Annotated in this window: 20 protein-coding genes and 1 pseudogene; 13 read left to right on the forward strand and 8 right to left on the reverse strand. The window is 72.2% G+C overall.

Annotation, left to right across the window (positions count from 1 at the left end):
- Nucleotides 1-166 precede the first annotated feature (166 nt).
- Nucleotides 167-562: an ATP-binding protein gene (locus tag IEZ04_RS02405; protein WP_189214897.1), complete on the forward strand. Its 396-nt coding sequence runs from the start codon at nucleotides 167-169 to the stop codon at nucleotides 560-562.
- 58 nt (nucleotides 563-620) lie between these two features.
- Here IEZ04_RS02405 and IEZ04_RS02410 read toward each other — a convergent pair whose 3' ends face one another.
- The 5 genes from IEZ04_RS02410 to IEZ04_RS02430 form a co-directional block, all read right to left on the reverse strand.
- Nucleotides 621-1,388, reverse strand: a complete 768-nt coding sequence (locus tag IEZ04_RS02410) for a succinate dehydrogenase iron-sulfur subunit (protein ID WP_189214898.1) — start codon at nucleotides 1,386-1,388, stop codon at nucleotides 621-623.
- Nucleotides 1,388-3,142, reverse strand: a complete 1,755-nt coding sequence (gene sdhA, locus IEZ04_RS02415; protein WP_189214899.1) for a succinate dehydrogenase flavoprotein subunit — start codon at nucleotides 3,140-3,142, stop codon at nucleotides 1,388-1,390. The genes IEZ04_RS02410 and sdhA overlap by 1 nt, the downstream gene beginning before the upstream one ends.
- Before the next feature lie 33 nt (nucleotides 3,143-3,175).
- Nucleotides 3,176-3,667: a succinate dehydrogenase hydrophobic membrane anchor subunit gene (locus IEZ04_RS02420; protein WP_189214900.1), complete on the reverse strand. Its 492-nt coding sequence runs from the start codon at nucleotides 3,665-3,667 to the stop codon at nucleotides 3,176-3,178.
- Between the two features lie 5 nt (nucleotides 3,668-3,672).
- Nucleotides 3,673-4,053 (reverse strand): succinate dehydrogenase, cytochrome b556 subunit, encoded by a 381-nt coding sequence (sdhC, locus tag IEZ04_RS02425; protein WP_189214901.1) that lies wholly within the window; start codon nucleotides 4,051-4,053, stop codon nucleotides 3,673-3,675.
- Nucleotides 4,054-4,307: 254 nt separating this feature from the next.
- A complete protein-coding gene (locus IEZ04_RS02430) occupies nucleotides 4,308-4,985 on the reverse strand; it encodes a 2-oxo-4-hydroxy-4-carboxy-5-ureidoimidazoline decarboxylase (protein ID WP_373296240.1) in 678 nt (225 codons plus the stop codon).
- Between the two features lie 155 nt (nucleotides 4,986-5,140).
- Here IEZ04_RS02430 and IEZ04_RS02435 point away from each other — a divergent pair, with 155 nt between their 5' ends.
- The 7 genes from IEZ04_RS02435 to IEZ04_RS35550 all read left to right on the forward strand — a co-directional run bounded on the left by IEZ04_RS02435 (nucleotide 5,141) and on the right by IEZ04_RS35550 (nucleotide 12,169).
- On the forward strand, nucleotides 5,141-6,784 hold the full coding sequence (locus IEZ04_RS02435) for a beta-N-acetylhexosaminidase (RefSeq protein WP_189214902.1): 1,644 nt from the start codon (nucleotides 5,141-5,143) through the stop codon (nucleotides 6,782-6,784).
- Between the two features lie 70 nt (nucleotides 6,785-6,854).
- The gene (locus IEZ04_RS02440; protein ID WP_189214903.1) at nucleotides 6,855-7,616 is read left to right on the forward strand and encodes a DUF4328 domain-containing protein; all 762 of its coding nucleotides are present in this window, start codon (nucleotides 6,855-6,857) and stop codon (nucleotides 7,614-7,616) included.
- Nucleotides 7,617-8,022: 406 nt separating this feature from the next.
- Nucleotides 8,023-8,565 carry a hypothetical protein gene (locus tag IEZ04_RS02445; RefSeq protein ID WP_189214904.1) on the forward strand — a complete coding sequence of 181 codons (543 nt, stop codon included), beginning with the start codon at nucleotides 8,023-8,025 and terminating at the stop codon, nucleotides 8,563-8,565.
- A gap of 50 nt (nucleotides 8,566-8,615) precedes the next feature.
- Nucleotides 8,616-9,260, forward strand: coding sequence for a hypothetical protein (locus IEZ04_RS02450; protein ID WP_189214905.1), 645 nt, complete (start codon nucleotides 8,616-8,618; stop codon nucleotides 9,258-9,260).
- Nucleotides 9,261-9,398: 138 nt separating this feature from the next.
- Complete coding sequence (locus tag IEZ04_RS02455; RefSeq protein WP_189215369.1) at nucleotides 9,399-9,749, forward strand: hypothetical protein; 351 nt, start codon at nucleotides 9,399-9,401, stop codon at nucleotides 9,747-9,749.
- A gap of 438 nt (nucleotides 9,750-10,187) precedes the next feature.
- The gene (locus tag IEZ04_RS02460; RefSeq protein ID WP_189214906.1) at nucleotides 10,188-10,853 is read left to right on the forward strand and encodes an RNA polymerase sigma factor; all 666 of its coding nucleotides are present in this window, start codon (nucleotides 10,188-10,190) and stop codon (nucleotides 10,851-10,853) included.
- Nucleotides 10,853-12,169, forward strand: coding sequence for a hypothetical protein (locus IEZ04_RS35550; protein WP_189214907.1), 1,317 nt, complete (start codon nucleotides 10,853-10,855; stop codon nucleotides 12,167-12,169). Before IEZ04_RS02460 ends, IEZ04_RS35550 begins: the two co-directional genes overlap by 1 nt.
- 135 nt (nucleotides 12,170-12,304) lie before the next feature.
- Here IEZ04_RS35550 and IEZ04_RS02470 read toward each other — a convergent pair whose 3' ends face one another.
- Nucleotides 12,305-13,225, reverse strand: a complete 921-nt coding sequence (locus IEZ04_RS02470) for a L,D-transpeptidase family protein (RefSeq protein WP_189214908.1) — start codon at nucleotides 13,223-13,225, stop codon at nucleotides 12,305-12,307.
- A 243-nt stretch (nucleotides 13,226-13,468) separates the two neighbouring features.
- Here IEZ04_RS02470 and IEZ04_RS02475 point away from each other — a divergent pair.
- Nucleotides 13,469-13,879, forward strand: a pseudogene (locus IEZ04_RS02475) (Uma2 family endonuclease); the annotation flags it as partial.
- A gap of 160 nt (nucleotides 13,880-14,039) precedes the next feature.
- Nucleotides 14,040-14,696 (forward strand): leucine efflux protein LeuE, encoded by a 657-nt coding sequence (leuE, locus tag IEZ04_RS02480; protein ID WP_189214909.1) that lies wholly within the window; start codon nucleotides 14,040-14,042, stop codon nucleotides 14,694-14,696.
- Nucleotides 14,697-14,734: 38 nt separating this feature from the next.
- Here the strand turns inward: leuE and IEZ04_RS02485 are convergent, their stop codons facing one another.
- Nucleotides 14,735-16,072, reverse strand: coding sequence for an alpha-2,8-polysialyltransferase family protein (locus tag IEZ04_RS02485; RefSeq protein WP_189214910.1), 1,338 nt, complete (start codon nucleotides 16,070-16,072; stop codon nucleotides 14,735-14,737).
- A complete protein-coding gene (locus IEZ04_RS02490) occupies nucleotides 16,072-17,046 on the reverse strand; it encodes a glycosyltransferase family 2 protein (RefSeq protein WP_189214911.1) in 975 nt (324 codons plus the stop codon). Before IEZ04_RS02490 ends, IEZ04_RS02485 begins: the two co-directional genes overlap by 1 nt.
- 196 nt (nucleotides 17,047-17,242) lie before the next feature.
- Here IEZ04_RS02490 and IEZ04_RS02495 point away from each other — a divergent pair, with 196 nt between their 5' ends.
- The 3 genes from IEZ04_RS02495 (at nucleotide 17,243) to IEZ04_RS02505 (ending at nucleotide 20,915) form a co-directional block, all read left to right on the forward strand.
- On the forward strand, nucleotides 17,243-18,589 hold the full coding sequence (locus tag IEZ04_RS02495) for a DUF6716 putative glycosyltransferase (protein WP_189214912.1): 1,347 nt from the start codon (nucleotides 17,243-17,245) through the stop codon (nucleotides 18,587-18,589).
- 68 nt (nucleotides 18,590-18,657) lie between these two features.
- A complete protein-coding gene (locus IEZ04_RS02500; protein ID WP_189214913.1) occupies nucleotides 18,658-19,962 on the forward strand; it encodes an N-acylneuraminate cytidylyltransferase in 1,305 nt (434 codons plus the stop codon).
- A 14-nt stretch (nucleotides 19,963-19,976) separates the two neighbouring features.
- Nucleotides 19,977-20,915: an N-acetylneuraminate synthase family protein gene (locus tag IEZ04_RS02505; RefSeq protein WP_189214914.1), complete on the forward strand. Its 939-nt coding sequence runs from the start codon at nucleotides 19,977-19,979 to the stop codon at nucleotides 20,913-20,915.
- The last annotated feature ends 34 nt before the right edge of the window (nucleotides 20,916-20,949 follow it).

Below are 20,949 nucleotides of genomic sequence, written 5' to 3' on the forward strand. Positions count from 1 at the left end.
GACGGTGAAGGTAGTAACCCTACCCCGCACCCGCTACCTACAGTATTGCGCCCATCGCTCAGCGTGGCGCCCGGTTTCCGGAAGTGCACCGCCCTGCCCGGGCGGCAGAGCCACCGTTCCCGGTTCACCTCACCCAACTTCCGTACCTCGGCAAGGAGTCACGGTCATGAGCGAACTCTGGGAGTACGTCCTGCGCATCCCCCACTCCTCCTTCGGCCCCGGCATCGTCCGTGCCCACGTACGCGCCGTGCTCTCCCGCTACCGAGCCGATCCCACCGTCCTCGACAACGCCCAGCTCGTCGCCTCCGAGTTGGTCACCAACTCCCTTGCCGCGAGCCCGGCCGGACCTGTCGGCGTACGGCTCGTACAGGATGAGGGGCGGTTGTGGCTCGGCGTCCGGGACGGCAGTCCGTGTCCGCCCCTGCGGGGTGCGGCCGGGCCCGACTCGGAGAGCGGTCGCGGGCTCTGGCTGCTGCAGGCATGCGCCGACGGCTGGGGGCACCACGTCGCCGGGGAGGGCAAAGAAGTATGGGTGGAGTGGAGGAGCCGGACCGTACGGTGAAAGCGGCGGGCCCCGTTCCGCGAAGGAACGGGGCCCGCACACGTACTCACCGAGAGGATCAGAAGCGGCGCGTGATCAGCGCCCGCTTCACCTCCTGGATCGCCTTCGTGACCTCGATACCGCGAGGGCAGGCGTCCGTGCAGTTGAACGTGGTGCGGCAGCGCCACACGCCGTCCTTGTCGTTGAGGATCTCCAGGCGCTGCTCGCCCGCCTCGTCACGGCTGTCGAAGATGAAGCGGTGCGCGTTCACGATCGCGGCCGGGCCGAAGTACTGGCCGTCGTTCCAGAAGACCGGGCAGGACGAGGTGCACGCGGCGCAGAGGATGCACTTCGTGGTGTCGTCGAAGCGCTCGCGGTCCTCGGCCGACTGCAGGCGCTCGCGCGTCGGCTCGTTGGTGTCCTTCGTGATGAGGAAGGGCATCACGTCGCGGTACGCCTGGAAGAACGGCTCCATGTCGACCACGAGGTCCTTCAGGACCGTGAGGCCCTTGATGGGCTCCACCGTGATCGGCTTCTCGGGGTTGATGTCCTTGATCAGGGTCTTGCACGCGAGGCGGTTCTTGCCGTTGATCCGCATCGCGTCGGAGCCGCAGATGCCGTGGGCGCAGGAACGGCGGAAGGTCAGGCTGCCGTCGTGGTCCCACTTGATCTTGTGCAGCCCGTCGAGGACACGTTCCTTCGGGTCGATCTCCAGCTGGAAGTCTTCCCAGACCACGTCCGCCGAGACCTCGGGGTTGAAGCGGCGGATGCGGAAGGTGACCGTGATGTAGGGGGACGCGGAGTCCGACGCGCTCGCCTCGGGCTTGTCCAGAACAGGTGTTGCCATCAGTACTTACGCTCCATCGGCTGGTAGCGGGTCTGGACGACCGGCTTGTAGTCGAGACGGATGGACTCGGTGCCGTCGGCGCCGACCTCGCGGTACGCCATGGTGTGGCGCATGAAGTTGACGTCGTCGCGGTTCGGGTAGTCCTCGCGGTAGTGACCGCCGCGCGACTCCTTGCGGGCGAGGGCGGAGACGGCCATGACCTCGGCGAGGTCGAGCAGGTTGCCCAGCTCGACGGCTTCGAGGAGGTCGGTGTTGAACCGCCGGCCCTTGTCCTGGATCGCCACGTTCTTGTAGCGCTCGCGCAGCTCGGCGATCTTCTCGACGGCCGTCTTGATCGTCTGCTCGGTGCGGAACACCATGACGTTGGCGTCCATGGTCTCCTGCAGCTCGCGCCGCAGCTCCGCCACCCGCTCGGTGCCCGTGGAGGCGCGCAGCCGCTCGATCTGCTCGACGACCAGGGACTCCGGGTTCTCCGGAAGGTCCACGAAGTCGGCCTTCTGCGCGTACTCCGCGGCGGCGATGCCCGCGCGGCGGCCGAAGACGTTGATGTCCAGCAGCGAGTTGGTGCCCAGGCGGTTGGCGCCGTGGACGGAGACGCAGGCGACCTCGCCGGCCGCGTACAGGCCCGGGACGACCGTCGTGTTGTCGGCGAGGACCTCGCCCTCGACGTTCGTCGGGATGCCGCCCATGGCGTAGTGCGCGGTGGGCTGGATCGGGATCGGGTCGGTGTACGGCTCGATGCCCAGGTAGGTGCGGGCGAACTCCGTGATGTCGGGCAGCTTGGCGTCGAGCTGCTCCGGCGGGAGGTGGGTGAGGTCCAGGTACACGTGGTCGCCCTCGGGACCGCAGCCGCGGCCCTCGCGGATCTCCGTGTAGATGGAGCGGGACACGACGTCACGGGACGCCAGGTCCTTCATGACCGGCGCGTACTTCTCCATGAAGCGCTCGCCGTCCTTGTTGCGGAGGATGCCGCCCTCACCGCGGGCGCCCTCCGTCAGCAGGATGCCCATGCGCCAGATGCCGGTCGGGTGGAACTGGAAGAACTCCATGTCCTCCAGGGGCAGACCGCGGCGGTAGACCGCGGCCTGGCCGTCGCCCGTCAGCGTGTGGGCGTTCGACGTCACCTTGAAGAACTTGCCGGTGCCGCCGGACGCGTAGATCACGGACTTCGCCCGGAAGACGTGGATCTCGCCGGTGGCCAGCTCGTACGCCACGACACCGGCCGACTTCTTGACGCCGTCGACCTCGGTGATGAGCTGGTCCAGGACGTAGAACTCGTTGAAGAACTCCACGCCCTCCTTCACGCAGTTCTGGTACAGCGTCTGGAGGATCATGTGGCCGGTGCGGTCCGCCGCGTAGCAGGACCGGCGGACCGGGGCCTCGCCGTGGTTGCGGCTGTGACCGCCGAAGCGGCGCTGGTCGATGGTGCCGTCCGGGGTGCGGTTGAACGGCAGGCCCATCTTCTCCAGGTCGAGGACGGAGTCGATGGCCTCCTTCGCCAGGATCTCGGCGGCGTCCTGGTCGACCAGGTAGTCACCGCCCTTGACCGTGTCGAAGGTGTGCCACTCCCAGTTGTCCTCCTCCACGTTGGCCAGCGCGGCGGCCATACCGCCCTGCGCGGCGCCCGTGTGGGAGCGGGTGGGGTAGAGCTTGGTGAGCACCGCGGTGCGGCTGCGCTTCGTCGCCTCGATGGCGGCGCGCATACCGGCGCCGCCGGCGCCGACGATGACGGTGTCGTACTTGTGGATCTTCATCAGGATTTACCTCTGTCCCTCGTGACCCGGGGCCTAGCGGATGTTCGGGTCGAAGGTGAAGATCACCAGCGTGCCCAGCAGGATGGTGAACACCGTGGCGGTGTACAGCAGGCCCTTCAGCCACAGGCGGGTGTTCGGGCGCTCCGCGTAGTCGTTGATGACGGTGCGCAGGCCGTTGGCGCCGTGCAGCATCGCCAGCCACAGCATCAGCAGGTCCCAGACCTGCCAGAACGGGGACGCCCAGCGGCCGGCCACGAAGGCGAAGCCGATCTTGGAGACGCCGCCGTCCAGGACGAGCTGGATCAGCAGGTGTCCGATGACGAGGACGACGAGGACGACTCCGGACAGACGCATGAACAGCCATGCGGCCATCTCGAAGTTGCCACGGGTCGACTTCGGGGTCTTCTTGGTGCGCTTGCGCGGCGGCTCGATGACGGGTGCCGGGTTGTCGGGGCTGTAGCCCGACAGTTCACCCGAACCCTCGACGGGGCCGACTCCGGATGCGGTGGTCTCAGCGGTGGACATCAGCCTCAGCTCCCGAAGACTTCACGAGCGGCGTGGCCGAGTACGGGGTACAGCGCCCCGATCATCAGCACGAGCCAGATGCCGACGACGGTCCAGAGCATCTGCTTCTGGTAGCGCGGTCCCTGGGACCAGAAGTCGACGGCGATGACGCGCAGGCCGTTCAGCGCGTGGAAGAGGATGGCGGCCACGAGGCCGTACTCCAGCAGCGCGACGACGGGCGTCTTGTACGTGGCCACGACCGTGTCGTAGGCCTCGGGGGAGACACGGACGAGAGCGGTGTCCAGCACGTGTACGAACAGGAAGAAGAAGATGAGGACGCCGGTGACTCGGTGAGCCACCCAGGACCACATGCCTTCCCGGCCGCGGTACAGCGTTCCAGCCGGCACGGAAAAACCCTCCGGGAGCGGGGATCAGGGCCGGCCGGCTTCGGTGTCGGACGAGCCCGGCCGGGTACGGTCCACCGGCCCCCGACATCGTAGCGACGAGTTGTCGGAACGTTTAAGGCGGGCCTACCGATGTGATCAAACAGGCACGGACGGACTACGCGGCGCGAATGCCCGGGCGGGCGGGTGCGACGGGCCGGGCACGGTGCCCGCGGTGAGGCCGGCCGGACCCGTCGGCGAGCGGTCCGACGAGGCCGTCAGCCGGTACGCCGGGCCGCCGGCGGGAGAGGGAGCTGCCCCGCCAGGTGCCGCAGCCTGCCCCGCGCCAGGCGGCGCAGCTCGTCCGCCGTGAGGAGCAGCTCCTCCTCGGGATCGTTCGCCAACCGTGACCGGATGCCCGTCAGCACCCGGTCGAGGACTTCCCCGGACGGCACGTCGTCCAGGCAGATGACGAACACGTGTCCGAACCGACTCTCGTACGCGGCGTGTGCGGCGCTCAGCGCGGTGTGCGCGACCGAGTACGCGTCGTCCGGGAGCGGCGCGAGCGACTCGCCGGCCAGCGCCTCGGCGAGGTCGGCGGGCGTGAGGTCGTACGCCGCCTCGTCGGCCGCGGCGAGCAGGGACTCCAGGTCCGGGTAGGGCCGGTGGGCGGCGACGCGGTGGGCCCAGCGCAGGCTGCGGCAGCAGGTGAGGAGGGCGCGTTCGACGGCCGGGGCGGGCGCGGCGTTGAACCGCTGGAGGGCGGCGGTGTCCGGTCCGGTGTGCGCCTGCTCCGGTAGGGCGACCCGGCCGGCGAGGGGGTGGAGACGGTGCGTGGGCAGCGTGGGTCCTCGGCGGTACGTAGGGACGGCGCGATACGTCAGGGAGGGCTGGGGAGGTGCGGGCGGCGGGGAAGGCGCGGACGGCTGGGGAGGCTGAGAGAAATGTGCCGTCACGGTATCGAGGGTGGTCACGGGCTGTCCGATCGGTGCCCGGAATTCACCCGGACGGCAGAGTTCGGGGGCCGCCCGTGGACGGACGGACCGCAGGGACGTCGTAGGTTCGAGAGGGAGGTGGCTGTCATGCGTCGTATATCGAGTGGGGGAGCGTCATGAGCCCGGGCAGGCGCCGGGCGCCCCGCAGGAAGACGTCCGGGGCGCCGAGGGGGTTGCTTCTCGGCGCGGGTGTCGTCGTGGCGGGCGGCGCGGTCGCGGTGGCCGTGACCGTGTGGCCGGGCGGCGGCGCGGGCACGACGAACGGGGCCGGGCCCTCGCGCCCGGCGGCGCCGAGCAGCGCCGCGCCGTCGGTCTCCCCGTCGCCGTCCCGGTCGTACCCGCTGTCCGAGGAGCCCCGCACGATCCCGGCCGTCCGTGAGCACACGCCCGCGCGCGGCCCCGGCTGGCGCCCCGCCGACGGCGCCCGCGTGGTGACGGACGACGAGGAGCTGGCCGACGAGGGCCGGCTGACCGCGCAGGAACTGGGCCTGACGTACGCCGGGGACGCCGAGCCGCGCGACGGCGACGTCGAGCTGACCATCGGCGGCCGGGGCGGCTCCGGCTCGGAGGAGTACACCCTGACCGTGGCGGACGGGCGGGTGAGCATATCCGCGCCCGCGGAGGCGGGCGCCTTCTACGGCACGCGGACCCTCAAGCAGATGGTGCACGACGGCGGCACGGCCCCCGAGGGCGTCGTCAGGGACCGGCCCGCCAAGGCCCAGCGCGGGTTCATGCTCGACATCGCGCGCAAGCACTTCACGGCCGACTGGATCGAGGACCGGATACGGGAGCTGGGCGACCTCAAGTACAACCAGCTCGGCCTGCACTTCTCCGACGACCAGGCGTTCCGCATCGAGTCCGACTCGCATCCCGAGGTGGTCGCGGAGCAGCACCTGACCAAGGCGGAGGTACGGCGCATCGTCGACCTCGCCACCGAGCGCCACATCACGGTCGTCCCCGAGATCGACTCGCCCGGCCACCTCGGCGCCGTCATCGCCGCCCACCCGGACCTGCAACTGCGCAACGCCCAGGGCAAGGCGCTCTCCGGCGCCGTCGACATCGCGCAGCCCGCGGCGGCCGGCATCGTCGACGACCTGCTGGACGAGTACGCGGACCTGTTCCCCGGGGGCTACTGGCACGTGGGCGCGGACGAGTACCAGGCGCTGACGGTCAAGGACCCGGAGGCGTCGTACCCGGGGCTGGCGCAGGCCGCGCGGGAACGGTTCGGCTCCGGGGCGACCGTGGCCGACCTGGCGACGGAGTGGCTCAACGACCGGGCGAAGGTGGTGCGCGGGCACGACCGGACACCGCGCGCGTGGAACGACGGCTTCCTCCGGGACAGCGACGTGCAGGCGGACGGTGACATCCAGGTCGCCTACTGGACCGGCAAGGAGATCGGCGCCCGGCAGCCGGACGAGTACCTGAGCGACGGACGCCAAGTGATCAACTACAACGACGAGTTCCTGTACTACGTCCTCGGCGAGCCGAACGACTTCACCTACCCGACCGGCCGGCGCATCTACGAGCAGTGGACCCCGCGCGTGCTGCGCGGCACGGACGCGGTGCCCGAGCGCTACGACGGCCAGATCCTCGGCGGGGTCTTCGCGGTCTGGTGCGACCTCTCCGGCGCCCAGACCCAGGCACAGGTGGCGGACGGCGTCCGGATGCCACTGCGCGCACTGGTGCAGAAGCTCTGGAATCCCGGCGAACCGGACATGTCCTACGCGGAGTTCGAGAAGCTGGCGGACCGGGTGGAGTGAGAACGGTGCGAACGGGGAGGCGTCGGCAACTCGATGGACCTGCGGGGACATCGGCACATATGTTCCGCACATGCTCTGCATACGATGCCGGCACTTCGAGGCGGTACCCGACGGCACCCACTGTGCCCCCTGCACCGCCGCCCTGCCCGTCACCACGCCCCACGGCGACGCCTGGCTGCGGTCGCCGGTGGGGCTGGGGCGGGCCACCGCCGTACTGCTCGGCGTGGTCGTCGCCGCGGACCTGTTCGCGGTCGGCTCGGACGTTCTGTCGTACGGCGTGTGGGACACGATCGCGGACGGCGGGGACGTGCCGGACCGGGCGGCGTGGGTGGACTCGCTCTGGGTCGCGGGCGGTGTCCTCCAGTCGTTCTCCATGCTCGCCGCCGGCATCGTCTTCCTCGTGTGGTTCCACCGGGTGCGGGTCAACGCCGAGGTGTTCGCCCCGGCCGGCCATCGCAAGAAGCGGGGCTGGGCGGTCGGCGGCTGGTTCGTGCCGGTCGTGAACCTCTGGTTCCCGCGCCGGATCGCGCTGGACACCTGGGACGCGAGCGGCTCCTGGAACGCCCCGCGGCCGCACGGACTCGTCGACGCCTGGTGGGCCCTGTGGCTGGTGACCCTGGTCTACGGCCCGTTCGCCTACTCCGCGTACGAGGAGGCCGAGACGGCCCCCGAGATACGCCGGGCCGTGGCGCAGGTACTGGTCGCGGACCTCGTCGACGCGGCGGCCGCCGTGCTCGCCGCCGTCTTCGTGCTCACGCTGACGCGGATGCAGGACGTGAAGGCGCGCAGCGGTCCCGGCGTGCCGCCGATGGCCGCACCCGCCGTCGGCTGACCGCGTCCGCCGCACCCGCCGTCGGCTGACCGCGTCCGCCGCACCCGCCGTCGGCTGACCGCGTCCGTCGTGCCGTCCGTCGGCTGAGCGCGTCCGTCGTGCCGTCCGTCGGCTGAGCGCGTCCGTCGTGCCGTCCGTCGGCTGAGCGCGTCCGTCGTGCCGTCCGTCGGCTGACCGCGTCCGTCGTGCCGTCCGCCGGCCGGTCGCGTCCGCCGTGCCGTCCGCCGGCCGGTTGAGTCCGCCGTGCCGTCCGTCGGCCGGGTCGCGTCCGTCGGCCGGTCGTGGCCGCCGCGCCTGTTCGGCCCCGGACCGTCGCGCACCGGGCGGAATGCCCGATTCCGGGAGCGAACAGGCGTACGCCTGTGGTGTATTCGCCCCGGACGCGCAGACACGCAGGGGAGAGCGGATGGGTTACTGGGGGTACTACGTCGTCGGGAGGAGCGAGCGCCCGCTCGGCGAACTCGACGCGCTGGCCGGGGCCGAGGGCATGCAACTGCTCAGCGCGGCGGACGACGGCTGGCAGGTGTGGGAGTACCCGGACCGCCCAGTCCCGCCGGACCGGGCGGACGCGGCCGGCGCCGGTGACATCGGGAACATGAACGCGCTCGCCCGGGAGACCGGGGCGCCCGCGCTCTTCGGATACGTCATGGACAGCGACTGCGTGGTCGTGGAGGCCGCCGCGCCCGAGAGCGGCGGCTGGACCACGTGTCTCGCGCGCGGGGCCATGGCCGGGCACCTGGGCACCGAGGACGGGCTCACCGTCGAGGACTACTTCCTGGAACCGGACGACGCCGCCCGGCGCGCCGTCGCCTGGGCCGCGGAGGCGGGACGCAGCGCGGCGCCCGAGAAGGTGCGCGAGGTGCTGGCCACGGAGCCCGACCCGGCCGCCCCCCTGGCCGAGAACCTGCTCTTCCGGCTGCTCGACCGGCTGGGTGTGGTGCCCCTGTGAGGTCGCGTGCGTGTCTGTCGGACGAGCCCGAGGGAGGCGAGGGAGGCGTGATGAGCCTGGTGGAGCTGCTCGCACAGGCCGACGAGCGGGGGCTGACCGCTGCCGGACTGGCGTGCCTGGATCGCTGCGTACCACTGCTCGGAGGTGGCGACGAGGTCCTCAGACCGCTGTGGGTGAGCCTCGTGGAGGACGGCGCGGAATGGGGCGAACGGATCGACTGGTTACGGGAGTCACTCGGCGCCGGGGGTCCCGACGACCCACCCGGCGGCGCCCCCGGCTCCGTCGACGGCGCGGACCCGGCGACCGGCGAGGCCGCCGCGCTCGCGCGCCGGATGCTCGCCGCCGTGCCCGCCGAGTGGTCCGCGGACGCGCTGCGGGAGTGGGCCGGCATCTGCTCCGCCGCGGCCCTGCGGATCCACCGGCTGCTCGACTCCGCGGACGGTCCCGCGGACGGTCCCGCGGGCGGCCCCGCGGACGGCACGGGCGGGAACCGGACGGGCGATGACCGGACCGGGGAGGACCGGACGGGAGAGGCGTCCCCGCTCGTCGCGGCCGAGCTGAGGCGTCAGGAGACCGTCCTGGTGCTGCTCGCCGGACACGGCGCCGCCGGGGTGCGACAGGCTCTCGACGTGTCGACCGAGGGGCGGCGCGTGCTGCGGGCCGTGGTGTCCCGGCGCGCCCGGGCCCGGGTGTGAACTGTTTTTGATGTTCCTGTGCCGGTGTCGCGCAACCTCGGGATCTCCCTGTCCCCACGTACCCGGAGCACGCTTCCCTGAAGTGTGAACGCACAGCAGACGGCCACGTACGACGGCACACGACAGCACACGGCGGTCATGCCCTGGAGGTGGGCGGCGGACGCGGTCGCGGCCCTGCGTGAGGGGGCGCGGATCCGCCTCGACTACTCGGCGCACAGCCTCCGGCGCGTCGACCGGGTGATCGAGGACATACGGCGGGACGGCGCGCCGTACGAGGCCGTCGGGACCGTGCTGCGCGGGTTCGGCGCGTACGCGGGCGAGGTGCTCGCCCGCGAGACGGGCGGCGAGTGGCTGCTGTCGGTGGACGGCGGCCTCTGGGTGCGCACCCCGGACGGCCGGCTGTGGGACCCGCTGGAGGAGGCGCGGCGGGCCTACGCGGGCCACGGCTCGCTGTGGCGGCTGAGCCGGGACGCCGTCACCGCGGGCTGACGGCGCGTACGGCGGGGGCCGGCGTGCTCGCGAGACCCCCGTGCTCGCGAGGCGCCCGGCCGGCCCCGCCGATGGCAACGGCCGGGGCCGCCACCCCCCACAGGAGAGGCCCCGACCGTCGCGCGGTACGGGCCGCGCGGCGGCCCGTACTCTCTACAGCGCCGCGGGTGCGTTTCGTGTCACACCCTCTGGATGTTTTCTTCCGATCACCCTCGATCACCTTCGATCACGAGTTAGTTGCATGTTCCACAAACGGGGGCAGAGGAGCATGGACGCGAAGGGTTTCAGGTCGTAACGTGCCTTTCGCGCCGTACCGCGGCAGGCGAACCGCCACCGCAACGACCCGCGGCCCGGGGGCCGCGGCCATCCACGGAGACGACGACGGCGAGGACCCGGTCCGCGAGAGCGGCGCCGGCTTGGGCGCAAAAGGGGCGCGCGGTGCTGGGGGAGGACGCGGAGCTGACCGCCGCGGTGCATGCGGCGCAGGACGGGGACGAAACCGCTTTCCGGACCCTGTACCGCGCGGTGCACCCACGGCTGCTCGCATACGTACGGACGCTGGTCGGCGACCCGGACGCGGAGGACGTCACCTCCGAGGCGTGGCTGCAGATAGCCCGGGACCTGGAGCGCTTCAGCGGCGGCGCGGACCGGTTCCGGGGCTGGGCCGCCACCATCGCCCGCAACCGCGCCCTCGACCACGTACGGATGCGCGGACGGCGCCCCGCGATCGGCGGCGACGAGACCGAACTGACCGGGAGGGCCGCCGAGTCGGACACCGCGGGCGAGGCCATGGAGGCGCTCGCCACCGACCGGACCCTGGCGCTGATCGCCCGGCTTCCGCAGGACCAGGCCGAGGCCGTCGTGCTGCGCGTGGTCGTGGGCCTGGACGCCAAGACCGCCGCGCGTACGCTGGGCAAGCGGCCGGGCGCCGTGCGCACCGCAGCCCACCGCGGACTGAAGCGCCTCGCGGAGCTGCTCGACGCGGATGGTCCGGAGGGCGGCGGCGCCCTTGAGGTCCTGCCTCCGCAGCGAGGGCCGCGTGCACGCGCGGTGACGTCCGCGGGTGTGACGCATATGCGTCCGCGGACGCAGAAGGACATGTGATGGCCGACGAGCAGTACAGGTGGCTGGACCGGAACGCGGCGGAGCGTCTGCTGCGCGGTGAGCCGCCGGAAGCCGTCGACGCCGCCGGACCGGACGCCCGCGACTCGGCCGGCCGGCTGGCGGAGGCCATGGCCGCGCTGACGCCGCAGGCCGCGCGGCCCGGTGACGAACTCCCCGGTGAAGAGGCCGCGTTGACCGCCTTCCGCGCGGCGCGTGCGGCGCGCGGCTCGTCCCCCTCCGGCGAGATCCGCCCCGTGGGGCCGGAGCCGTCCGGGCCGGAGCCGTCCGGGCCGGAGCCGTCGGGGCGGGAGCCGTCCGGGCCGGAGCCGTCGGGGCGGGCCCGGATCCGGGCCCGCTGGGGCCGTCCGTTGCGGCTCGGGCTGGTGGCGGGAGTGGTCGCCGGGATGCTCGGCGGGGTCGCCGTGGCGGTCGGGTCGGGGGCGCTGCCGACTCCGTTCCAGGACGACCGGCCGGGGCCCGCCGCGTCGGTGACGGCCGCGCAGCCGCGGGAACGGCCGCTGGTCTCACCGTCACCCGAGGGGGACGGAGGCGCTTCGGACGACGACGGAACAGGGGCCGGGCCCGGGGCCGGTGACGGGTCTTCCGGCGGACAGCCCGGTGGGGGCGGCCGGGACGGCGACGGGTCCGGCGGCGATGCCGCCACCGGGCGGCCGGACCTCCGGGGCCCCGGTGAGCGGGGGCACTCCCGCGAGTGGTGGAACGCGGTGTTCACCGCCTGCCGCGCCGTGGACGAGGGCAGGGCGCTCGACTCGCGCCGCCGGCGCAGCCTGGAGAGCGCGGCGGGAGGCACCGGCCCGGGCCGGCTGAGGCACTACTGCGACCGTGTGCTGAGTGGCTTCGGCGCCCCTGAAGGGACCGACGACGCGTCCCGGGGGAACGACGCGCGCTCCGGCCGGGACGAGGGCGGCGCGCATACGGGCAAGGGCGGCGGGGACGACCGGGGCGGGAACGGCGGATCCGGTGGATTCGGTGAATCCGGTGGATCCGGTGCATTCGGTGGGTCCGCCGGGAACACCGTGAAGGACGACGCGGGCCGGGACAGGGGCGGCCGGGGCGGCGACGAGGGCCCCGGTGCCCCGGGTGGCGGCAAGGACCGTCCCGGCGACGGCGGCCGTCCCGGCGACGGCGGCCGTCCCGGCAACGGTCACCAGAGCAAGGACGGCCATGGCCACGGCGGCCGGGGCGACGGCGGCCGGGGCGACGGCGACCTGCTGATCTCCCCGCCCACGCCCCGGGAGGCCAAAAGGGGCGTGGCCGACGGGGGTGTGACGTTTTCCGCCGCCGGTACGCAGTAATGAGTGAGCCGACTGGTCATCGGCCGTCGCACGAGCCGGGGTTCCCCCCGTACCCACGGCTCGGTGCACCTGCGCGGGCGGGACACGTTCCCCCGGTCCCGCCCGCGCCTGTCCCGTTCCCGTCCCGCGCGGCGCTCACCAGTACACGACGACCTTGTCCCCGGCCCGCACCTGCGCGAACAGCTCCGCGATCCGTTCCTCGTCGCGCACGTTGACGCAGCCGTGGGAGGCCCCGTAGTAGCCACGGGCCGCGAAGTCCGAGGAGTAGTGGACCGCCTGGCCGCCGCTGAAGAACATCGCGTACGGCATGGGGGTGTCGTACAGCGTGGACACATGGTGGCGGGACTTGAAGGAGACCTCGAAGACTCCCTCCCGCGTCGGTGTGAGCTCCGAGCCGAACCGCACCGCGACCGTCATCACCGTCCTGCCGTCGACCATCCAGCGCAGCGTCCGGCTGGTCTTGCTGATGCACATCACCCGGCCGGTCATGCACCGCGCGTCGGGCGCCGCGGCCGGCTGGCCGCCGAACGCGTACAGCTCCCACTTGGTCGGCTCCCGCGTCATCCCCCGCAGCCGCGCCCAGGTCACGCTGTCGGTGACACCGGTCCGCGGCAGCCCGCGCTTGCCCTGGAAGCCCCGTACGGCCTCGGCGGTCGGTGCGTCGTACTCACCGGTCGGCCCCTCGAAGAGCCAGGCGATCTGCCGCAGCCGGGACTGGAGCTCGCGTACGTCGCGGCCCTCGTCGCCGTGGGACCAGAGGACTCGGGGAGGGGCGGAGGGAGCGGGAGGGGGAGCGGGGATGGGGGTGCGAGTCGGAGTGGGAGTGGGAGTGCGTGTGGGGGTGCGAGTGGGAGTGGGCGTACGAGGGGGCTTCGGCCCGCTCGCGCCCTTCCCGTCGCCGTCCCCGTCGTCCGGGGTGGCGGGGACGTCGATGCGCACCGGCCCGCGTGACGCGCCGGTCCCGTCCGCCGGCTGGACCGTGCACCCGCCGGCCGCCACCACCGCCACGAGCGCCGCCGGCGCGGCCACTGCTCTTCGCATGCTCTTGGTACGCATCCAGACCCCCCTCGTCTCACCACGTCACCCGAGATGCTCCCCGGACATGGCCGCCGCCGAACCCGATGCTCGCTGACCTGGGCGGTTGCCTTGTATGGGTGAGCGAAGGCGGCAGTGCCGCGCCCCCGGTCACGCTCATGGGGGTGAGCCCCTGAAAAGAAGGACGCCGTGGCTGTACTGCAACACGAGCTGACGTTGGGTGAAGCCGCCGACCTGCTCTCCCGTGCACTGCCTGGGCACCGCGTGGAGATTCTCCAGGGGAGGCTCACTGCGACACCGCCGCCGGACGGCCCGCATGCGCTGTCGTTGACTTGGCTGGTCGAGGCGTTCTACGACGCGGAGGTCCAGAACATGGGACTGAGAAGCGTCCAGGGCGTCGGCCTCTGGCTGCCGACCGTGGCCGACGACTACGCGGTCCCCGACTTCTCGGTCGTCGACGAGGACTTTTGTGATGCCCTCGTCCAGCGGAACTGCTACGCCCCGAACGTCTTCCGGACGGTCGTCGAGGTGACGTCCTCGAACTGGTCCGACGACCTCGGCCCCAAGGTGGAGTGCTACGCCGAGGCCGGCGTCCCGGTCCACGTCGTGGTCGACCGCAAGCACGGCGAGGTGCTGCTGCACGAGGATCCCGTCGGCGGGAGGTACGGCGCGCCCCGGCGCTTCCGGCGCGGCGAGAGCGTACCTGTCCCGCAGTCCGTCGGCGTCACCCTCGACCTGCCCGTCGACACCCTCCTCGACGGCGACGCCCGACCGGTCCGTCCCGTCCCCCGAAAGCCGGAACCGGAGTGTCGTACCCCCGTGCGACACTCCTGCCATGTTCGGCGTCATCGATCTCCCCACCTACCTGGCAGGCGTCGCCCTGATCGTCCTGCTGCCCGGTCCCAACTCCCTGTACGTCCTCTCCGTCGCCGCCCGGCGCGGCGTACGGGCCGGGTACACGGCCGCCGCCGGCGTGTTCTGCGGGGACACCGTGCTGATGACGCTCTCGGCGGCCGGGGTCGCCTCCCTGCTGCAGGCCAACGCCGTGCTCTTCGGCATCGTCAAGTACGTCGGCGCCGGCTATCTGACCTGGCTGGCGATCGGGATGCTGCGCGCCGCGTGGGGGATGTGGCGGACGCGCGGGGAGCGGGCCGCCGACGAGGCCGGGGTCCGGGCCGCCGCCGCCCCCGACGAGCGGCCCTTCCGCCGCGCCCTGGTCGTGAGCCTGCTCAACCCGAAGGCGATCCTGTTCTTCATCGCCTTCTTCGTGCAGTTCGTCGACCCGGGGTACGCCTATCCCGCCCTCTCCTTCGCCGTGCTGGGTGCCTTCGCGCAGGCGGCCAGCTTCCTCTACCTCAGTGCCCTGATATTCAGCGGCACCAGGCTGGCCGAGGCCTTCCGCCGCCGGAAGCGGCTGTCGGCGGGGGCGACCTCGGCGGCGGGTGCGCTGTTCCTCGGGTTCGCGGTGAAACTGACGCTGGCGAGCGCGTAGGCGACCGGCGGCAGGGGAGGGGCGGCCGGGAAGGGGCGTCAGCCCTTCCGCCGTACCGTCTGGCGCAGTGCCCGCACGCGCCGCACCACCCGGCGCGCGGTGGCGTTGTGCGGCAGGAACGACAGCCGGTCCGGGATGCCGCCGGGCAGGGCCAGTGAGGTGAGCCGCTTGCGCTTGAAGTAGCGGAGGGTGCGGGGACCGAGGCGGCTGCGCAGGTACTCCTCCGCCGGTGGGCGGAGCCGGGAGTGGATCTGCGGCTGCATCGCGAAGCTCACCGCGGTGACCAGCCCGGTCAGCGTGTCGGCCGGGACGGGCTCCTCCCCCTCCCCGGCCTCCAGGTCGGGCAGCACGGCGTCCGCCAGCACGGCCGGCACCCGGTTGCTGTTCTGGTAGGGGGCGAGCCGGTCCAGGAGCGAGGCGGTGTCGACGCGGGCGGCCGGCAGGCCGTAGAAGGCGGAGGCGGTGAACAGCGCGGTCGAGAAGCAGCCGACGACCAGACCGGGCCGGGCCTTGTCGAACAGCACCTCGGCGGGGACCGGCGCGTCCAGCACGGTGAGGTCGACGCCGAGCTTCTCCGCCTCGGCCTCCAGGGCGCGGCCGTAGCGGGCCGGCGCCGTGGGGTGCGGCTTGAAGACGACGGACCGGTGCCCGCGCCCGACCGCCCCGCGCATCATCCGCACGTGCAGTGCCTCTTCCTCCTCGGGGGAGAGGACGTCCAGCGCGGACAGGTACTGGCCGAGCAGCAGCGCCGCGTCGTCCGGCAGGGCGGGCAGCGCGGGGAGCGCCTCCGCGATCTCGCCCATCACCTTCAGGAACGCGGGCGTGGGCACCTGTCGCGCCGGTACGCCGAACTCGGACAGCAGCATCGGCGTGAGCCCCGGCACCAGGTCCAGGTGGAGCAGGCGCCGCACCCGCGTGCCGATCAGCGGGTGCAGCTTGTTGCGGGTGGGGCCGTAGCTCATCAGACCGTCGGCGTAGACGTCGATCGGGGCGCCGGTGAACAGTTCGGCCACGGTGAGGGCGGGGGCGACCTGGAGCGACTCCAGGACCAGTTCGACCCGGTCGTCGTCCAGGTCCCACAGCTTCCGCAGGTACCGCTCCAGGAGGGGGACGTCCTGGGCGCGCGGTGTCCAGGCCCCGGGGTGGAAGGGGCGGATGACCTCGTTCCAGGACAGGACCTCGTCGAAGTGGCCGCGCAGCGGCCCGAAGCCGGGCAGCGTGTCGAGGGAGGGGGAGGTCTCCGGGACGCCGGCGTTGTTGAAGACCAGCAGCAGCCGCCGGTCCGGCTCCGTGAACAGGTCGGACTCGATGGCGGCCGCCAGGGTGGCGGCCCCGTACAGCGTCGAGGCGCAGAAGATCTGGGTGGTCCGGGGCATCAGACGGCCGCCTTCGCTGTCGAGGTCCGGCGCAGCCGCCGCAGCTTGGAGGAGCGGCGCAGGTCCATGGTGTCCAGTACGTCGGCGAGGATGTCCTGCGGCAGGCGCTGTATCGCGGCCGCGCTCATCGCCCGCATCCGCCTGGCCACGGACGGTTCGAACTTGCCGTCGTTCAACAGGTGGTGGGCGATGATCGCGCAGTAGGTGCGCACCGCCTTGGGCAGCAGCCGGTCGGCGTCCCGGTCCGCGGCCGTCTCCTGGACGACCTGGTCGAAGGCGCGGATGAAGTCCAGCTGGCGCACGTCGCCGATCTGGGTCAGGGAGGAGGCGACGCCGCGCCGGTAGAACACGCCGAGGAGGCTCACCGCGGCGAACGACTCCGCCTCACGGTGCAGCTTCCAGATCCACGGCCGGTCCTCGGCGGTGCGCAGCCCGTCCGTGAAGTGCAGCAGGCCCTTCTCGAGCAGCCGGCGGTGGTAGACGCCGGCCCAGGCGTACGCGTAGTCGACGGACGTGGTGCGGTCGGCGGGCAGGATCGCGTCCCGCGGGTTCGTGACGACGCCCCGCAGGCCGTGCGGCACCCGGTGGAGCGTGCGGCCCCGCGCCTTGCACTGCACGTGGTCGGTGCGCAGGAAGTCGCAGCCCAACTCCTCGATGGCGGCGACGAGTTGCCCGTAGTACCCCGGGGCCACCCAGTCGTCGCCGTCGAGGAAGGCCAGGTACTCGCCGCGGGCGGCGTCGATCCCGGTGTTGCGTGCCGTCGCCAGGCCGCCGTTCTGACCGTGACGGATCAGTACCGAGCCCGGGAGTTCGCGTTCCGCGCGGGCGAGCACCTGCGGCGTTCCGTCCGTCGAACAGTCGTCGACGAGTATGAACTCGAAGTCCTCGCGCGCGTTGGCGCGCAGGCTCCTCAAGGTGTCGGGCGCGTACTGCTGCACGTTGTAGAACGGCACGATGACGGAGAGCTTGGGCACACCCGAACGTTATGCGGTGGCCCGGCACTCCGTCTGGCCGATGGGGGGATACAGGATGAACCAAAGGTGTCGGAACGGTGAATCACGTCTACTTCGAGACTGATCTGTGGCCGGTTCTTTTCCCGTCGGTGTTCTGTTAACCAATTGTTGTGTTCAGGTTGACCCAAGATGCGCAATCGCTTCTTAGCGTCTAGGGGTGCCAGCAAGTACCAGGAAGCCCTTGCGGATCGCCGTCCTCGCGGATTCGGACACCCGGTGGAAGTGGGGTGCGCTCACCGCGCACCGTATCGCTCCGGATGACTCGGACATCCGTCTGGACGGCTATCTCCTGCGCGGTCGTGCCACCCCCACGGCCCGCCAGCTCGACGAGGTCGGCATCCGCGCGGACACGCTCCGCGAGGTCACCGGCGTGGAGTTCCTGCGGACGATGACGAGAGCCACCGGCGACGCGGCGGAGGGGACCGGCGCCGACGAGCCGTACGACATCGTTGTACTCGCCCTCGTCGGCGGCGGCGTCCAGGCCATGCTGCACGGCCTCAGGAGCGCCTGGGGCAGCCGGACCGACCGGCCCGTCGTCGTCACCGGCTACGTCGGCGTCGTCTACGAGAAGCTCGCCGACGGACTGCTGCTGCGGCACGGCGCGGACCTCGTCCTCGCCAACTCCCGGCAGGACGCGGAGCGTTTCCGGGCCGTGTACGAGGGGGTCGGCGCCGACGCGTCCTCGGTGACGGAGGTGGCGCTGCCGTTCCTGGGCGGCGCGGACTACACCGGTGAGCACGACCCGTACACGGTCGTCTTCGCGGCCCAGCCCTCCGTGCCGGAGAACCGCAGGGACCGTACGTACCTGCTGAACCGGCTGATCCAGCACGCCCGGCTGCACCCCGAGCGCGAGGTGCTGCTGAAGCTGCGCTCCAAGCCGGGCGAGCACACCACCCACATCGAGGAACTGCCGTACCAGAAGCTGGCGCAGAAGACCGATCTGCCGGCCAACTTCCGCCTGGTCTACGGCAACATGGGCGAGGTCCTCGACCGCACCGACCTGCTCGTCACGGTCAGCTCCACGGCCGCCCTGGAGTCCCTGCACCGCCGTATCCCCACGGTCGTCCTCACCGACCTGGGCATCCGCGAGGCCCTCGGCAACCACCACTTCGTGGGCTCCGGCTGTCTCGCCTCCTGGAACCAGCTCGACGAGGGGCACCAACCGACGCCCGACCCCGAGTGGGTCGCCCGGCAGGGCGTCGCTGCCGATGGGGCGTACGAGACGGCCTTCGACGCGGCGCGCGAGCGCATCACGAAGCTCCTCGGAGCCGAGGCGCTCCCCCCGCTCGCCCCGTACTACACGCCCGTCACCGCGCCCGGCTACCTGCCCGGCATCCTCGCCCGTCACCACCTCGGCCCGGACGGCGCCCCGCTGCCCGGAGCACCCGCCGCCGACAAGGAGCCCAGCCCCGTGCGCCAGATCGTGCGCCGGGCGGCGCGCGGCGCCTACCGGCACGGCGTGCAGCGGGTGGCACCCGTCATCCGGCGGATGGGGGAGCTGTGAGCACGGCCGGCCCACGATCCGGTGCACGGGCCGGACAGGCCCTCGTCCCTTCGCAAGGAGTACAGTCCATGTCCCACCCCGAGGCGGGCAGCCCGGCGCCGGTGCGCCGCGTACTCGCCGTGATTCCCGCGCGCGGCGGCTCCAAGGGCGTCCCCGCGAAGAACCTCGCCCCGGTCGGCGGCGTCCCGCTCGTGGTCCGCGCGGTCAACGAGTGCCGGGCCGCCCGCCTGGTGACGGACGTGGTGGTCTCCACCGACGACCACACCATCGCCGCCGCCGCCCGCGAGGCCGGGGCCGAGGTGGTGCTGCGCCCGGCCGCCATCGCCGGTGACACCGCCACCTCCGAGGCCGCCGTGCTGCACGCCATGGACGCCCACGAGGCGCTCCACGGCACCCCGGTGGACGTGGTGCTGCTCGTCCAGTGCACCAGCCCGTTCATCGTCCGCGAGGACATCGACGGGGTGGTCGCCGCCATCGTGGAGCGGGGCGCCGACACGGCGCTCACCGTCGCGCCCTTCCACGGCTTCATCTGGCGCGACGCGGCCGACGACCCCGCGGTCGCCGAGCCGGCCCGCACCGAGGCAGTCGGCGGCGGCACCGCGGTCGCCGAGACCACCGGCACGCACAGCGGGTACGGCGTCAACCACGACAAGTCGTTCCGCCCGCGCCGCCAGGACCGCCCCCAGGACCTCCTGGAGACGGGCGCCGCGTACGCCATGGACGCGGCCGGGCTGCGCGAGCACAAGCACCGCTTCTTCGGCCGTACGGAACCGGTGCGCACCGACCCGGCCCGCGTGCTGGAGATCGACGACCCGCACGACCTGGCCCGCGCCCGGGCCCTGGCGCCGCTGTTCGACAACGAAAGGGCGGGCGCCACCACCCTCCCGACCGCCGCCGACATCGACGCGGTCGTCCTCGACTTCGACGGCACCCAGACCGATGACCGGGTGCTCGTCGACTCCGACGGACGGGAGTTCGTCTCCGTGCACCGCGGGGACGGACTCGGCATCGCGGCCCTCCGCAGGAGCGGCCTGAAGATGCTGATCCTGTCCACGGAACAGAACCCGGTCGTCGCCGCCCGCGCACGGAAGCTCGAGCTCCCCGTGCTGCACGGCATCGACCGGAAGGACCTCGCACTGAAGCAGTGGTGCGAGGAGCAGGGCATCGCGCCGGAGCGCGTGCTCTACGTCGGCAACGACGTGAACGACCTCCCGTGCTTCGCCCTCGTGGGCTGGCCCGTGGCGGTCGCGAGCGCCCACGACGTCGTACGCGGCGCCGCCCGCGCGGTCACCACCGTCCCCGGTGGCGACGGCGCGATCCGAGAGATCGCCAGCTGGATCCTCGGCCCTTCTCTCGACTCCCTCGACAGGTAAGGAACTTCTCCGCCATGACCACCAACAACCGTCTGCGCAAGTTCGGTTCCAAGACCGCCGGCCCCGGCCAGCCCGTCTACGTCACCGGCGAGATCGGCATCAACCACAACGGCGACCTCGAGAACGCGTTCAAGCTGATCGACGTGGCCGCGGAAGCCGGCTGCGACGCGGTCAAGTTCCAGAAGCGCACCCCGGAGATCTGCACCCCGCGCGACCAGTGGGACATCGAGCGCGACACCCCCTGGGGCCGGATGACCTACATCGACTACCGTCACCGCGTGGAGTTCGACGAGGACGACTACCGCAAGATCGACGAGTACTGCAAGGAGAAGGGGATCGACTGGTTCGCCTCCCCGTGGGACACCGAGGCCGTCGCCTTCCTGGAGAAGTTCGACGTCCCGGCCCACAAGGTGGCGTCCGCGTCCCTGACCGACGACGAGCTGCTGCGCGCCCTGCGCGCCACCGGCCGTACGGTCATCCTCTCCACCGGCATGTCGACCCCGAAGCAGATCCGCCACGCGGTCGAGGTCCTGGGCAGCGACAACATCCTGCTCTGCCACGCCACGTCGACGTACCCGGCGAAGGCCGAGGAGCTCAACCTCCGCGTGATCAACACCCTCCAGCAGGAGTACCCGAACGTCCCGATCGGCTACTCCGGTCACGAGACGGGCCTGCAGACCACGCTCGCCGCGGTCGCCCTCGGCGCCACCTTCGTCGAGCGCCACATCACCCTGGACCGCGCGATGTGGGGCTCCGACCAGGCCGCCTCGGTCGAGCCGCAGGGTTTGGCGCGCCTCGTCCGTGACATCCGCATCATCGAGGCCTCGCTCGGCGACGGTGTGAAGAAGGTCTACGACTCCGAGCTCGGCCCGATGAAGAAGCTGCGCCGAGTCCAGGGCGTCGTCGCCGAGGCGGAGATCGCCGACGCGGCGGGCGAGCCGGTCTCGGTCTGACCCCCGCCCCCACGGACGAGACGGCCCCATGACG

The organism is Streptomyces ruber (assembly GCF_014648075.1).
In the GTDB taxonomy this organism is placed as follows: domain Bacteria; phylum Actinomycetota; class Actinomycetes; order Streptomycetales; family Streptomycetaceae; genus Streptomyces; species Streptomyces ruber.